Source organism: Bradyrhizobium sp. CCBAU 11430 (genome assembly GCF_028128855.1).
Taxonomy (GTDB): Bacteria; Pseudomonadota; Alphaproteobacteria; order Rhizobiales; family Xanthobacteraceae; genus Bradyrhizobium; species Bradyrhizobium ottawaense.
The window spans coordinates 67,543-81,548 of the sequence record NZ_LBJV01000003.1; the positions used below are offsets into that span (position 1 = coordinate 67,543).

The window sequence follows — 14,006 nt, forward strand, 5'->3', positions numbered from 1 at the left end:
CGCTTGTTCAGGCGGCTCCAGGAGATCGTGTGCGATTGCGCTCGCGCGTGCGGAGAGAGGTCGCGCCGAGCACGCGGGTTCACCCCAACCCTCTCCCTGCAAGCGGGGCGAGGGGGCATGCAAGCCGTTGCCGGCTGCTGCTGGCCCTGCCATGGACGCACGTCCTCCCTGGACTCGCGACCCTCTTTCGGGATCGCGTTGCCCGCATCCTAGCGGGGCTGCGAGGGCGACGTTTGATCGTGAGTATCTTTTCGTGGCCCGCTCTCAGGCGCGCAAAATCTTGGCTGCGCGTCGATAATCGGTCGGGGCCATTCCCACATTGGCGGCGAAGAAGCGGGTGAAGCCGCTCTGCGAGGAGAAGCCGAGATCGAAGCCGATATCGGCGATCGGAGTCTCGCTTGCCACCAGCGCTTCGAGCGCATGTTCCATGATCAGCGTGTTGAGATAGAGGTTCGGCGTCACGCCGGTCTGGACGCGGAACAGCCGGTAGAAATGCGGTCGCGACAGTCCGGATTCCCGCGCGATCGTATCGAGCTCGATCTCGGCGCCGGGGCTCTCCGACATCATCTTGATGCATTTGCGCACGCGGAAATCGGTGACGGAGCCGTTTGCGCGTGGATCGCGCGCGATCTCGGCCTGCTGCCAGCTTTCGTCGTAGCAGATGTCGATCAGCCGCCGCAGCTCGGAATCGAGGCTGGAGAGCGATGGTGCGCCGCACACGAGCGCGGCCGTCCGCCTGATGTGCTTGTCCAGCGCCGGCGTGCGCCGGAACTGGGTGCGGCCGAAACGCATCCGGTGGGTGCCGGAGGCATCGGGTGCAAACCATTCGGCATTGACATAGAGCACGAAGAAGATCGCGCCGCCGTCGAGATCGGCGGGCAGGAAATTATGCGGCTCCCAGGGATTGACCGCGACGACGGACGTCTCGTTGAGATCGTGGTGTCCCTCGGAGACGTCGATGCATGCCGGCATGCCGCCAACATGGAAGATCAGATGACCTTCACGATGGGCGTGGATATTGAAAGGGCGGTTCAACTGATAAACCGTCGCCCGGCCGAACCGGCCGTGGAAGACGGCGAGCGCACGGCTCATGCCTTCCCCTCCCGAATGTTCTTGTCTTTTCGCTCAGCGTTCAACAACGCCGACGAGATTGCAAGAGCGGAGAGCGACCGCGTCAGCAAGTCGCTCCCCGGGTTGTGCATCGCGGAGGTGATGCGTCAGTATTTCTTACATTCCGGCACGGTGCGGCTCGGCAGCCCGATCTTGGAGAAGACGGCCGGATCGTAGCCGAGCGTCTGGTTCACGTTCGGGATCACCTTCACGACCTTGCTGAACAGCGCGCCCTTGCCGTCATCGACGACTTCGGTGACGAAGTTGGTGCCGATCGCCTGCCGGTTGGAGTCGAGCTTGATCTTGCCGTTCGGCGCATCGATTTCGATTTTGGCGAGGGCTTCCTTGTACTTGGCCTGGTTGTTGGAGAGATCGCCATTGACCTCACGCAGCGCCAGGATCAGGGCCATGGTCGAGCCGTAATAGTTGGTGGCGAGCAGTGACGGGCTCGGGAAGCGCTTGTTCGGCGGGAAGGCGTCCTGATAGGCCTTCACGAATTTCTGCCAGCCCGGATCCTCCCAGGTATCGGCCTGGCCGCTCGCCGCGATGGTGCCGACCAGGGCGTTCTTGGCGTTGCCCTTCGACGACAGGATGGTCTGGTCGATCATGATGGAACCGCCCATCAGATGCGCCTTGCCGCCGGCCTGCTGGTACTGGTTGAGGAAGTTGACGGCATCGGCGCCGCCAAGCCCGAGATAGATCGCGTCGACGTCGTCGGGCAGTGCGGCGATGACCGAGGCGAAATCCTTGGTGCCGAGCGGCACCCATTGCCGGTTGGTGACCTGTCCGCCGGCGCCGCAGAACTCGAGCACGAGGCCGAACACCTGGGTGTAGATGAAGGAATAGTCCTCGCCGACGGTCGCGATCTTGCGATACTTCTTGTCCTCAAAGGCGTATTTGCCGAGGCCGACCTGCCACTGCGCGCCGTCCATGTTGTAGCGGAAGAAGTTCGGGGCAGGATCGACATAAGTGGTTTCCTGCGCGCCGGAGGCTGCGTTGATGAAGGTCAGCTCCGGATGGGTCTTTGCGAAGTTCTTCACCGCGATGCCTTCGTCGCCGGAGAGCGGCGACAGCAGGATCTGCACCTTGTCCTGCTCGATCAGCTTGCGCACGGCGCGCACCGCGCTGTCCGGCGTTGCGTCGGTCGAGGCGACGATGAATTCGAGCTCCTTGTCGCCGACCTTCTTGCCGAGGACGTTGAGTGCCGTCTGGTGGCCGCGCATGCCGTCCTCGCCGAGCACCGTGTAGGTGCCTTCGAGGGTTGCGGTCACGCCCACCTTGATCTTTTCCTGGGCGATCGCTGCGCTTGAAAGAAACAAGCTGCTCAGCGCGAGCAGTCCCACACTGCATTTCGACATTGTGCTCCTCCCTGTGTGTCGTCTTTTGTCGCCGCGTGGCTCTCGAAAGGCCCGCGACTTTGATGGGAAAGCTAACCGAAGTCGGATGCGGTGCATCCGTTAGCGCCTCCTTTGGTTTGACGGGCAGTCTCATTTTTGAATGGTGCGGCGCAAATGGTTCCGCGGTGCAACAGGCTGTCACAGGAACGCTTCGGGCGGGGCTCCGTTAGCGGAGCGAATTGCTGGAGCTGTCCATGATCGAATACCCCAAGCCGCCTTATCCTTCGCAACAGCAGCCGATGCCTGGTTCGACGGGTGCGATGAATCCACGCCCCGATCATGGCGAGGAGAGCTACAGAGGCTCAGGACGTTTGGCCGGAAAGAAGGCGCTCATCACCGGTGGTGACAGCGGCATCGGCCGAGCGGTCGCGATCGCCTATGCCCGTGAGGGCGCGGACATCGTCATCTCCTATCTGAACGAGGACGAGGATGCAGCCGAGGTCAAGGCGCTGGTGGAGCAAGCGGGACGCAAGGCGATCCTGATTCCCGGCGACATCAGCAATCCCGAGCACTGCCGGTCCATCGTGCGTCGCACCGTCGAGGAGCTCGGTGGGATCGATATCCTCGTCAACAATGCCGCCCACCAGGCCACGTTCAAGGACATCGCCGACATCAGCGACGAGGAGTGGCAGCGCACGTTCGAGACCAACATCCACGCCATGTTCTATCTGACCAAGGCCGCCGTGCCTCACATGCGGCCGGGCGCTGCGATCATCAACACGGCGTCGGTGAACTCCGACATGCCGAACCCGACCTTGCTGGCTTACGCCACGACCAAGGGCGCCATCCAGAATTTCACGGGTGGGCTGGCGCAGATGCTGGCCGAGAAAGGCATTCGGGTCAACGCCGTGGCTCCGGGGCCGATCTGGACGCCGCTGATCCCGTCGACGATGTCGGAGGAAAGGGTCAAGAATTTCGGCAAGCAGGTCCCGATGCAGCGCGCCGGCCAGCCGGCCGAGCTCGCGACCGCCTATGTCATGCTGGCCGATCCGCTCTCGAGCTTCACCTCGGGGGCCACCTTGGCCGTCACCGGCGGGAAGCCGTTCATCTGATTGAAGGTGCCTCGTCAGCGTCTTGAGAGCACGAGGATCGTGGCGGCGCCGGAGGCCGGGCTGCCACGTCCTGGCCAGCAGATCGATCAGGCGGCGTTGGACGCCTTGGCGTTGACGCCCTTGCGGAGCGCCACCGTGTTCAGCTTGGTGTTGGCGGCCTTCTCTTCGTTCAAATTGGTCGTGAGGAAGCGCACGATGTCGTCGTGGCCGAGCTCCTGCGCCCAGGCGATCAGCGTGCCGTAGCGGCACATCTCGTAGTGCTCGACGGCCTGCGCGTTGGCCACGATCGCGGCATCGAGCACGGCCTTGTCCTCGATCTCGCCGGCGGTCGCGTCGGCTTCCTCGATGAGGCCGTCGATGGCGGGGCACTGCGTGCCGCTGGGCTCCTTGTCGAGCTTGGCGAACACCTTGTTGAGCCGTTCCACCTGCTTGTTGGTCTCGTCCAGATGAGCCTTCAGGCCGGCGACGAGATCCCTGTTGGTCGCCTTGTCGATCATCTTCGGCAGCGCCTTCAGGATCTGCTGCTCCGCGTAATAGATGTCCTGCAGCCCGTGCAGCAGCAGGTCTTCCATCGATTTGATGTCCTTGGTGAAGAATCCCATAAAAGACGCCTCCTTTTCACAATGATGACACTGGAACGCTGCGCGGCCGCAGCTGTTCCATTCCTGTGTGCAGACCAGGAGGGCCGAATGAGCGACGGAATTGATCATCTTGCGGGCTTGCTCGGCCGCGCGGCGATGGACGTGTGGGGCGACATGCCTCGCGACATCCAGGAAGCGCTGTTCGAGACGGCTATGAAGGGGCGCGAGCCCGAGCGCGAGGAGCTCGCGCGGCTGTTGCACGAGCGGCACCCGCGTACGCTTCATCCGGCCCGGCCGGGATGATGCAGCGACTGGAACCAACACACGCGCCGCCGATTGGTAAATTGAGCGACGCGCCGCCGAATGGTCCGCATGAGGCCGCGGGAGGTGCATCGCTCGACGGTTGGAAAATTTGTGAGTCGATCGCCGTGACTGAGATGAACATCGGAAAATGGTACGACCCGATCTCGGAACGGTGGATCGCGCCGCGTGAAGCGCGCACCATCGCCGGCTATGGTCAGTCCGGCGCCGATAAGGTGACGGAGAGCCACGAGAGACGCGAGGCGCAGCGGATCTGGCAGCTGTTGGTGGATTGCTGCGCAGGTGAGTGATGCCGTTCCAAATCGGACGCGCCCCGTGACCGCGCATTGTGTCATCGTGCGATGACGGAGTCATGGCGCGATGACGGACCGCGAAGCACTGGCGATTGGAGATGACGGGATCCTCTCGCGTCGTCGACGCAGCAAGCAGCGAATCCCTTGGCCGCACTATTGCGCGGCAGCTATGGCGGTCATCTCGAGTTTGACACCCGGACCGAGATCGGCCACGCCGATTGCGGCGCGAGCCGGCAGATGAACTTCTGCGAAGTGCGATTTCCAGACCGCGTTGAACTCAGCCTTCTCCTTGAGATCTGTCATGTAGATCGTCACCTGCAAGACGTTGGCTGGGTCGGATCCGAGCGTCTTCAAGAGCTGCGTCAGTTGAGTGAGGACGTCCTTGGCCTGGCCCGACATATCGAGGCTGGTGTCCTCCGGGACGATGCCGCCGATGTAAAGCACGCCATTGTGCTCGACCACTTCGTGGAGCAGACCTTCGTACGGCAAATGGCGTTTGATCATGAGGTGTCCGTTGTCGCTGTGAGAGGAGCGGCATATCGCAAATTTTCGGCGCATTGTCCTGTGAATCGCCGCCGCATGGTCTGGCGACGGTTGCCAGCCCGGGCTTGCGCACGACAGCCCGGCGTTTCTGTCGGCGCTGATCTCGGCGACATCCCGGCTGGGATCGGTATACTGCCGCCACGTACCGGAACAAGGATCAGATGATGGACGATACGATTGGCTTCCCCGATCCCGGGCTCGACCTGTCGGACGGCTTCAAGCCGCACACCTCGCATTGGGGCGTGTTTTCCGCGCGTCAGGGCGCGGCCGGGCTGGAGGTCAGGGCCTATGCGGGCGACCCCGATCCGAACGGCATCATCGACAATTTCCCCGGCGCGCTCCGCCATCAGGCGCGCATTTCCCAGCCGGCGATCCGCCGCGGCTGGCTCGAGCGCGGGCCGGGCCCCGACGATCGCCGCGGCCGCGACGAATTCGTCTCCGTGAGCTGGGAGAAGGCGCTTGACCTCCTCGGCGACGAGCTGTCGCGCATCCGCGATACGCGCGGGCCTGGCGCCGTGTTCGGCGGCTCCTATGGCTGGTCGAGCGCCGGCCGCTTTCATCACGCCCAGAGCCAGGTGCATCGCTTCCTCAACATCGCGATGGGCGGCTATGTGCGCTCGGTCAACACCTATTCCTCCGGCGCGTCCTCGGTGCTGCTGCCGCAGATTCTGGCGGGTTACGAGGACATCACCAAGCGCAATGTCACCTGGGAGCAGATCGCCGAGACCACCGACATCGTGCTGGCCTTCGGCGGCATGGCGCTGAAGAACTCAATGGTGGCCGGCGGCTCCATCAGCAAGCACGTCGAGCGCGGCGCGATGGCAGCGGCGAGCCGGCGCGGTTGCGACTTCATCCTGGTCAGCCCGCTGCATGACGATCTGCCGGTGGAAGCCGGTGCCGAATGGATGAGCTGCGTGCCCGGCACCGATACCGCGCTGATGCTCGGCATCGTTCACACGCTGGTCAGCGAAGGTCTGCACGATCAGGCCTTCCTCGATCGTTACACCGAGGGTTGGCCGGTCTTCCTGCGCTACCTCACTGGCGAGAGCGACGGGCAGGCCAAGCATGCCGAATGGGCCGCCGCGATCTCAGGCGTCGAGGCGGATACGATCCGCAAGCTCGCGCGCCGGCTCGCCGGAAAGCGCGCGCTGATCACCGTCTCGCATTCGCTGCAGCGCGCCGAGCATGGCGAGCAGCCGGTGTGGATGGGCATGGTGCTGGCGGCAGCCCTCGGCCAGATCGGCCTTCCCGGCGGCGGATACGCCTATTCGCTCGGAGCGATCGGCTATTACGGCCGCCGCGTCAACGACGTGCCGGGGCCGACGCTGGGCCAGGGCCGCAACGGCGTCGCCGATTTCATTCCCGTGGCGCGCATCGCCGACATGCTGCTCAAGCCGGGCAGCACCTATCGCTACAATGGCGAGACGCGGACCTATCCGGACATCCGCATGGTCTACTGGGCCGGCGGCAATCCCTTCCATCACCACCAGGATATCAACCGCCTGCGCAAGGCTTTTGCGAAACTCGATACGTTCGTCGTGCATGAGCTTGCCTGGACCGCCACCGCCCGGCATGCCGACATCGTGCTGCCGTCGACGATGACGCTCGAGCGCGAGGACATCGGCTATTCCACCAACGATCCCTTGATGGTCGCCATGCACCAGATCGCCGAGCCGTTCGGCCTTGCGCGCGACGATTACGATATCTTCGCCGATCTCGCCGACCGTTTGGGGGCCCGCGAACCCTTCACCGAGGGCCGCACCTCGCGGCAATGGCTGGAGCATCTCTACGAGCCGACCCGCGCCTCGCTCGCCAAGCGCGGCCTGGAGGCCCCTCGCTTCGACGAGTTCTGGGCGCGCGGCAGCCTGGTCGTGCCGCAGCAGCCCGATGACGGCGGCCGGCTGCGCCGCTTCCGTGAGGATCCCGTCAATCACGCGCTGCCGACGCCGAGCGGGCGCATCGAGATATTTTCGGCCAAGATTGCCGGGCACAACGATGCGGATTGTCCGGGACATCCGGTCTGGCTCGACAAGACCGACATGCCCAAGCCGGGGGCGCCGTGCTTCCTAGTCGCCAACCAGCCGGTGACGCGCCTGCACAGCCAGCTCGATTTCGGCGGGCACTCGCTTGCCGCCAAACATCGCGGCCGCGAGGTCGCGCGGATGAACCCGCGCGATGCGAACGCGCGTGGCATCAAGGACGGCGACATCATCCGCCTGTTCAACGATCGCGGTGCGTGCCTCGCCGCGGTCCACGTCACCGACGGCATCGCGCCCGGCGTGGTGCAGCTTCCGACCGGCGCCTGGTACGATCCGATGGACCCCGAAGACGAGGCGCCGCTCTGCGTTCACGGCAATCCGAACGTGCTCACCCGCGACATCGGGACCTCGTCGTTCGCGCAAGGCTGCACGGGGCAGCTGACGGTGGTCGAGGTGGAGAAGTTCACCGGCAATCTGCCGCCGATCCGCGCGTTCGATCCGGTGTAGCCCTCACGTGCCCCTGACGCTGCACTACGCCGCGGCGCTGGCGATCCAGCCGATCTGCGGGGAAGGGCGGCGCCGCGGCGGCGCTTCGACCTCGAGCCGCTCACCCCTGCTGGCGAGGCGCCAGCGTGCCGGTGACTCGCCGCTGATGCGCTTGAACACGGTCGAGAAATGCGCCTGCGTGCTGAAGCCCACGGCAAGAGCGATCTCCGCCAATGGCCGCTCGGTGGTTGCAAGCAGCGTCTTCGCCTGCTCGGTCCTGTGATTGAGCAGATATTCGCGGGGGCGGTAACCCGTCGCTGCGCGGAATTGTGCCGCAAAGTGCATCCGGGACAGGCCGGCGACATTGGCGAGCTCGGACAGGCTGATGCCGCGGTGGAAATGATCGGCGATATATTGCTCGACACGCCGCAGCCGCCATTTCGGCAAGGCGTTGACCCTGACGCGCGGCAACTCCATCCGGGTGAGATGCATCGCCAGGGTCCGGCCGATGCACTGCGTGAAATGCCGGTCTTTGGCATCACTCTGCTCGATCAGCGCCTTGGCAAGTTCGGCCGCGAGCGGATCGCGGAGCAGCACGAGATCATTGAGCCCGTCAGTCGCAACGACATGGGCCGGAAGATGATCCGTGGAGATGTGGACGTGCAGGAAGGCGCATGGCGACTGGAATTGCACGCCGAGAGATTTCGACGGAGCGGTGACATAGAGCGTCCCCGCAGGCATGGTGCCGTCGAAAATGATCTGGCGGTCCCGTGTCAGCTTCGCGCGCGTGGTCTTCAGGGCGATGCCGATGAAATAGCGATCGTCCGGCGTCGTCGTCTCGTGCGACGAGCTGCTCCGCGTGTCCTCCCATCGCGAGATCGTGATGTCCTGGGTCGCGGCGTCCGGAGTGCGATCGATCTGACGCCATTGGCTCTCCCGGGCGATCACCTGCGTCGGGCGAAGAACCTCGTGATCCCGCGAGCCGGCCGGAAAATCGATCCAGGCATGGGCCGCGTGCAAATTGTTCGACATCGCTCGTCCTCTCCTGGCTTTGCCGCGGTTTGCAACGACCGGCAAACGCGCAAACCCAATGCTTTCCATACTCGGAGGATAGGCGTGAGCTGGCCAGGACGCCCGTTAGTGGTGATTAGGATCTGTTAGATTTTGTGCGCGTGCACCAGGTGCGACAGCCCGCCGCAGTCGTTTGATCAAGTCCAATTTGTCGGAGATTTGCCCGGCTGCCGCTGTTTGAGGGGACCTCAAGGAGGATCGCGTGGGGATCGACGTGCCGGTGTGAGATCCGCGCAGGGCCTTCGCTGGACCTCGCATCGGTGCCGGGTATAGTCCCCGCGCGTTTCGAGGAAGCAGTCGTCAAGATGAGCAAGATGTGACCGACCTCACGGCAGGACATGGCCCCCGCAGCGGCGGCGCCGGAACGATCCCAGATCTCGATGCCGTCTCGTTCGGGCCGTTCTCGCTGCGCTCGCGGCTGCTGGAGAAGGACGGCGTGCCGGTCAAGCTCGGCAGTCGGGCGATGGATATTTTGCGCCTGCTCGTCAGCCGAGCCGGCGAGGTGGTGCCAAAGAACGAGATTCTCGGCTACGCGTGGTCCGGACTCTCCGTCGAGGAGATCTCCTTGCGGGTTCATGTCGCGGAGCTGCGCAAGGTGCTCGGCGACGGCAAGGACGGTGTCCGCTACATCACCAACATCCCGAGCCGGGGTTATTGCTTCGTCGCGCCGGTGCAGCGTGGCCCACGCGCTGAGCCGCCTGCGCTCACGTCGCGGCCGGCCGAAAGGGTGACGCCGTCGCCGTCTCTGCCGCATCGCCTGGACCGGATGGTCGGGCGGGACGAAATCGTGGCCGAATTGGCGCCGCGCTTGCTCCGCGATCGTTTCATCACGCTGCGCGGGCCAGGCGGCATCGGCAAGACCACCATTGCGGTCGCGCTCGCGCATGACCTGTACGACAGGTTCGAGGGCAACGTCCATTTCCTTGAATTCGGTCCGCTCAAGGATGCCGCGTTGGTAGCGAGCACGGTTGCCGCCGCGCTTGGCCTCGTCGTGCATCACAACGATCCGAGTGGCAGCATCGTCAATTTCCTGCGCGGGCGGCGGCTGCTTCTCGTTCTCGACAGCTGTGAGCACGTCATCGACGCGGTCGCACGTCTCGCGGAAGACATCCACCGCGAGGCGCCCGGCGTCGCCATCCTCGCCACCAGCCGCGAGCAGCTGTCGGTGGCGGGCGAGCAGGTTTTCGAGCTTGCTCCGCTGCCCGGCCCGCCGCAAGGCACACGCCTCAGCGCCGGCGAGGTGCTGAATTATCCGGCGGCGCGCCTGTTCGTCGACCGCGCCAGTGCGGCGGGGCATCGCGACGATCTCACCGACGAGGATGCGGAAATCCTGGTGCAGATCTGCGGCAAGCTCGATGGCATCGCGCTCGCGATCGAACTTGCCGCCGCGCGCGTCGGTCTCTACGGGCTGCGCGAGATGGCGGCGCTGCTCGACAGCCGTCTGCAGCTCGAATGGCGCGGGCGGCGAACGGCGCCGCCGCGGCAGCAGACGCTCGGTGCCACGCTCGACTGGAGTTTCGGCCTGATCGGCGAGAACGAGCGCATCGTGTTTCTGCGGCTCGCCGTCTTCGCAGGTCACTTCACCCTGAAGGGCGCCATAGCGGTGGCGGCCGAGGAGGCAACGCCGGAGGATCGCGTCATCGAGGCGCTGGAGCAGCTCGTGGCCAAGTCGCTGGTGTCCTCGCAGCCGGACGGCGCATCGCGGCGCTATCGCCTGCTGGATGCCACGCGTGCCTATGCCATGCAGAAGCTGGCGGATGGCGGTGAGGCCAACACTATCGCGCGCCGTCACGCCTGTTACGTTCAACGCACGCTCGAAGCCGGCCTGACGGCGCAGGGCGGCAGCGGCCAGGTGTCCCGCTCGCAGGAGCGCGCGGGTCTGCTCGCCGATTCCCGCGCGGCGCTGGCCTGGAGCTACGCCCATGATGACGGCGCCGATTTGCGCGTGCCGCTTGCCGGCAGTTGCACGGGGCTGTTCGTCGAGCTCAATTTGCTGAACGAGGCGCGCATCTGGTCCGATCGCGCACTCGCGATGCTCGACGACGCCGATCGTGGCGGCCGATGGGAGCTCGAGCTTCAGTCGACGCTCGGTCACGCCTTCATGTTCACCGAGCGCAACAGCGAGCAGGCGGAAGCGGCGCTCAGGCGCGGGCTGGAGATCGCGCAGGCGCTCGGCGACCATGCCAACACGTTCAGGCTGCTGTCGCGACTGAACATGTTCTACCGCCGGACCGGCGGCTACCGGCATCTGGTGCCGACAGCGCGTCACGCCGAGCGGATCGCGCGCCTGATCGGCGATACCGCGGGCATTGCGGGCAGCAAGGCGCTTCTCGGCGTGTCCTATCACCTCGCCGGCGACCAGGCCGAGGCGCAAGCTCATCTCGACGAGGGCATGCGCGACGACGCCGCGCTGCGGGGCACGCAACCGGGACATTTCGCCTATTCGCGTACGCCGCAAATTCCGCTCGCGCGCGTGTTGTGGCTGCGCGGCTATCCCGATCGCGCGCTCGAATGCGTCCGCCCGCTCGTCGGCGCATCAGCGCCGCGCGACGTGGTCATGCATTGTATCGCGCTGTGCTGGTCCGCCTCGGTGTTCGGTTGGGTCGGCGACTGGTCCGCCGTCGAGACCATGAGCGCTCGGCTGGCCACGCATGCGGGCATGCACGGGCTCGTCCCCTACGAAGCCGTTGCGACCGGCTTTCGGGCGCAGACCATGATTGCCCACGGCGAGGCCATTGGCGGCATCGACCTGTTGCGGAGCGCGCTTCCGCGTCTGCACGCGGATCGCTACGAGCTCTATATGTCGGCGTTCGCCGCGGATCTGTCTTCCGGACTGGTCTCGTTGGGGCGCTTGGCGGAAGGCGCTCAGGTCCTTCACGAAACCATCGACCGCGTCGAGCAGGAAGGCGGCGCCTTCGACATGCCGGAGCTGCTCCGTCTGCGCGGAGAGCTCGAGGCGCAGAGCGGAAAGCTCGACGCGGCCGAGGCTAGCCTTGTTGCGTCGGCAGAGCTCGCCGAGCAACAGGGCGCGCTGTCCTGGCGGCTGCGCACCGAGATGTCGCTGGCGCGGCTACGCGAGCGGCAGGGTGTACGAGATCCGCGCGAACAGCTCGCCAAGACGTACACGCGGTTCTCCGAAGGGTTCGAGACCGCCGATCTCAAGGCCGCACGGCTCATGCTGAATCCGCCTTCCCCCTGATCAAGCCGAACAGCGGCGGCGCCTCCGTAGCGATCCGCCCCGCGGGTTGCTGTCAGCCCTTGTGCCCGTCCAGTCGCGCAAGGAAGCCGCGAACGAGCGCAGCGATTTCGTCGGTGGCTTCATCCAGCGCGAAATGGCCCGCTTCCAGGATGTGAACCTGCGCATCCGGAACGTCGTCGCGATAGGCCGACGCGCCGGCGACCGCGAAGGACGGATCGTATTTGCCCCAGACCACCAGCGTTGGCGGCCGGGTCTTGCGCAACCATTCCTGCCATTCCGGATAGGAGGCGACGTTGGTCCGGTAATCCAGGAACAGCGTGGTCTGGATCTCGGCCTGTCCCGGACGGGTCAGGAAGGCGTATTCGTCGGTCCAGCTATCGGGGTCGTAGCGTTCGGGGTGCGGGCTGGAGCCGAGATGCCGCTGGCGCGTTGCCGCCAGCGAGGTGAAATTGGCCTTGAGCGCCTCGAGCTCGTGGGCCGGATCGGCCCAATATCTGCGACGCGCCTCCCAGAGCGGGCTCAAGCCCTGCTCGTGCGACACGGCATTCTGGATGATGATCCCGCGGACACGTTCGGGATGCGCCAGCGCCATGCGGAAGCCGACCGGGCCGCCATAGTCCTGCATGAACAGGACGTAGTTGCCAAGACCGAGCTTCACCGTAAGCTCGTTCATCACGCCGGCGATGTTGTCGAACGTATAGGTGAAATCGGACGGCGGCGGCGCGCTGCTGTTGCCGAAGCCGGGATAGTCCGGTGCGATCACGTGATATTTGTCGGCGAGCAGCGGCAGCAGGGGCTCCCACATCCGCGACGAGGACGGAAAGCCGTGCAGCAGCAGCACGGTCGGGGCGTCGGCTGGCCCAGCTTCGCGGTAGAATATCTTGAGGTCACGAACATCGACGCTGTGATAGCTGATCGAGCGCCGGCTCGAGCGCAATTCCTGCGCTGAGGCTTGCACGACGGCGCAGGCCATTGCGGCCGAGAGGGCGAGTGTGGCTGGAATGCTCATGTCATTGCTCTTGCACGTGGCGCGAGGGTTTGCGGAAAGTGCTGCGACGCATTCCACGCTTGTGGATGCGTCGCCCGGGTTTCGTTCGAGCACGTCGTGCGTTGCTCGCGAACCCAATCTGCGCTCGAGGCGGGCCGTTGGCTCGTTATGTAATGTTAGACGTTGAGAGCGGCGATATCAGGTGTCGCCGCTATTCGAAGACGGCGTCGAAGATCTCGACGTCCATCAGCACCGGCTTGGCAATCACGGTTCCATCGGGCCGCAATGTCTGCGCGCGCCGAAGTGTCGGCACCAGGATGCCGCCGAAGTTGTCATGAGCCCAGGAAGAATGTGCGACCTTCATCCCGAAGAGATCGTGATCTGTCCGCCGCTGCAGGGCGCTCTCGTCGAAATAGAATATCTGCTCGGGCGCGAGCGTCATCAGGTGAGCCGGGAATCGTGCCCGCAGCCGCCGCCAGGTTTCGGCATTCTCCTGCCAGGGCGACAGCTCCTCGATCACGACATCGGGGTGGGCAAGCAGGAATGGAATCGTCAGATAACTCCAGATCGCGACGCCGCAGAAGAAGACGAGATGCAGTTCATCGGCAAGCGCAGGTGGATCGACCTCGGAGAATGCAAGGCTCGGGTCACGCCAGGACCGCAGGACCTCACCATCCAGGCTCTCGATCGTGATCGCATCCGGTTGAAAGGAGCCGGAGTGCTCACCCCCGGTGATGCCGGTGAAGCGCACCGATTGCGTCCGGGTCGAGCCTTCAGCGGTCACATCCTTGAATTCCCGGGCATGGCCGGCACTGGAGAACAGCGTCCCGCCAACGGAAAGGTGGAGCGTGAACCGGCTCAAGCTGTTCCAGCGGGCCATTCCGCCGCTGGCATCGATTACATCGTCAAGAAGCGCCATGTCCCGCCACATCCACCGTGCAGTGTCTCCACCATGGCGGGGCGCATGCGGCTTGGCGTGTTAGAAG

12 protein-coding genes are annotated in these 14,006 nt (G+C 64.9%); 5 read left to right on the forward strand and 7 right to left on the reverse strand.

The features are described 5' to 3' along the window. Positions 1-264: 264 nt before the first annotated feature. Both XI04_RS00335 and XI04_RS00340 read right to left on the reverse strand, forming a co-directional pair. Positions 265-1,092, reverse strand: a complete 828-nt coding sequence (locus XI04_RS00335; RefSeq protein WP_028143759.1) for a helix-turn-helix transcriptional regulator — start codon at positions 1,090-1,092, stop codon at positions 265-267. A 125-nt stretch (positions 1,093-1,217) separates the two neighbouring features. Continuing rightward, positions 1,218-2,468, reverse strand: a complete 1,251-nt coding sequence (locus XI04_RS00340) for an ABC transporter substrate-binding protein (RefSeq protein ID WP_028143758.1) — start codon at positions 2,466-2,468, stop codon at positions 1,218-1,220. A 233-nt stretch (positions 2,469-2,701) separates the two neighbouring features. Here XI04_RS00340 and XI04_RS00345 point away from each other — a divergent pair, with 233 nt between their 5' ends. Further along, positions 2,702-3,559 carry an SDR family oxidoreductase gene (locus XI04_RS00345; protein WP_028143757.1) on the forward strand — a complete coding sequence of 286 codons (858 nt, stop codon included), beginning with the start codon at positions 2,702-2,704 and terminating at the stop codon, positions 3,557-3,559. Positions 3,560-3,645: 86 nt separating this feature from the next. On the opposite strand, the gene XI04_RS00350 is transcribed toward XI04_RS00345, so the two are convergent. Continuing rightward, positions 3,646-4,161, reverse strand: coding sequence for a YciE/YciF ferroxidase family protein (locus tag XI04_RS00350; protein WP_038973240.1), 516 nt, complete (start codon positions 4,159-4,161; stop codon positions 3,646-3,648). A gap of 87 nt (positions 4,162-4,248) precedes the next feature. On the opposite strand from XI04_RS00350, the gene XI04_RS00355 reads away from it, so the two are divergent. Next, positions 4,249-4,443: a hypothetical protein gene (locus XI04_RS00355; RefSeq protein WP_038973239.1), complete on the forward strand. Its 195-nt coding sequence runs from the start codon at positions 4,249-4,251 to the stop codon at positions 4,441-4,443. Next, positions 4,440-4,751, forward strand: a complete 312-nt coding sequence (locus XI04_RS00360; protein ID WP_131233148.1) for a hypothetical protein — start codon at positions 4,440-4,442, stop codon at positions 4,749-4,751. Before XI04_RS00355 ends, XI04_RS00360 begins: the two co-directional genes overlap by 4 nt. A 156-nt stretch (positions 4,752-4,907) precedes the next feature. Here the strand turns inward: XI04_RS00360 and XI04_RS00365 are convergent, their stop codons facing one another. After that, positions 4,908-5,258, reverse strand: a complete 351-nt coding sequence (locus XI04_RS00365; protein ID WP_095427000.1) for a RidA family protein — start codon at positions 5,256-5,258, stop codon at positions 4,908-4,910. A gap of 203 nt (positions 5,259-5,461) precedes the next feature. On the opposite strand from XI04_RS00365, the gene XI04_RS00370 reads away from it, so the two are divergent. Next, positions 5,462-7,783, forward strand: coding sequence for a molybdopterin guanine dinucleotide-containing S/N-oxide reductase (locus XI04_RS00370; RefSeq protein WP_271610416.1), 2,322 nt, complete (start codon positions 5,462-5,464; stop codon positions 7,781-7,783). A 24-nt stretch (positions 7,784-7,807) separates the two neighbouring features. Here the strand turns inward: XI04_RS00370 and XI04_RS00375 are convergent, their stop codons facing one another. Then, positions 7,808-8,794, reverse strand: coding sequence for a helix-turn-helix domain-containing protein (locus tag XI04_RS00375; RefSeq protein WP_271610386.1), 987 nt, complete (start codon positions 8,792-8,794; stop codon positions 7,808-7,810). A gap of 355 nt (positions 8,795-9,149) precedes the next feature. On the opposite strand from XI04_RS00375, the gene XI04_RS00380 reads away from it, so the two are divergent. Next, positions 9,150-12,032 (forward strand): ATP-binding protein, encoded by a 2,883-nt coding sequence (locus tag XI04_RS00380; protein WP_271610387.1) that lies wholly within the window; start codon positions 9,150-9,152, stop codon positions 12,030-12,032. Between the two features lie 52 nt (positions 12,033-12,084). Here the strand turns inward: XI04_RS00380 and XI04_RS00385 are convergent, their stop codons facing one another. Beyond that, positions 12,085-13,041 carry an alpha/beta fold hydrolase gene (locus XI04_RS00385; protein WP_038949644.1) on the reverse strand — a complete coding sequence of 319 codons (957 nt, stop codon included), beginning with the start codon at positions 13,039-13,041 and terminating at the stop codon, positions 12,085-12,087. Between the two features lie 190 nt (positions 13,042-13,231). Then, positions 13,232-13,939: a hypothetical protein gene (locus XI04_RS00390; RefSeq protein WP_038949643.1), complete on the reverse strand. Its 708-nt coding sequence runs from the start codon at positions 13,937-13,939 to the stop codon at positions 13,232-13,234. Between the last annotated feature and the right edge of the window lie 67 nt (positions 13,940-14,006).

Excerpts from the sequence above, each read along its gene's own strand:
- XI04_RS00345 (WP_028143757.1), top strand. The coding sequence starts at position 2,702 with ATGATCGAATACCCCAAGCCGCCTTATCCTTCGCAACAGCAGCCGATG.
- XI04_RS00360 (WP_131233148.1), top strand. The coding sequence starts at position 4,440 with ATGATGCAGCGACTGGAACCAACACACGCGCCGCCGATTGGTAAATTG.
- XI04_RS00355 (WP_038973239.1), top strand. The coding sequence starts at position 4,249 with ATGAGCGACGGAATTGATCATCTTGCGGGCTTGCTCGGCCGCGCGGCG.
- XI04_RS00340 (WP_028143758.1), bottom strand. The coding sequence starts at position 2,468 with ATGTCGAAATGCAGTGTGGGACTGCTCGCGCTGAGCAGCTTGTTTCTT.
- XI04_RS00335 (WP_028143759.1), bottom strand. The coding sequence starts at position 1,092 with ATGAGCCGTGCGCTCGCCGTCTTCCACGGCCGGTTCGGCCGGGCGACG.
- XI04_RS00365 (WP_095427000.1), bottom strand. The coding sequence starts at position 5,258 with ATGATCAAACGCCATTTGCCGTACGAAGGTCTGCTCCACGAAGTGGTC.
- XI04_RS00390 (WP_038949643.1), bottom strand. The coding sequence starts at position 13,939 with ATGGCGCTTCTTGACGATGTAATCGATGCCAGCGGCGGAATGGCCCGC.
- XI04_RS00385 (WP_038949644.1), bottom strand. The coding sequence starts at position 13,041 with ATGAGCATTCCAGCCACACTCGCCCTCTCGGCCGCAATGGCCTGCGCC.
- XI04_RS00350 (WP_038973240.1), bottom strand. The coding sequence starts at position 4,161 with ATGGGATTCTTCACCAAGGACATCAAATCGATGGAAGACCTGCTGCTG.
- XI04_RS00375 (WP_271610386.1), bottom strand. The coding sequence starts at position 8,794 with ATGTCGAACAATTTGCACGCGGCCCATGCCTGGATCGATTTTCCGGCC.
- XI04_RS00370 (WP_271610416.1), top strand. The coding sequence starts at position 5,462 with ATGGACGATACGATTGGCTTCCCCGATCCCGGGCTCGACCTGTCGGAC.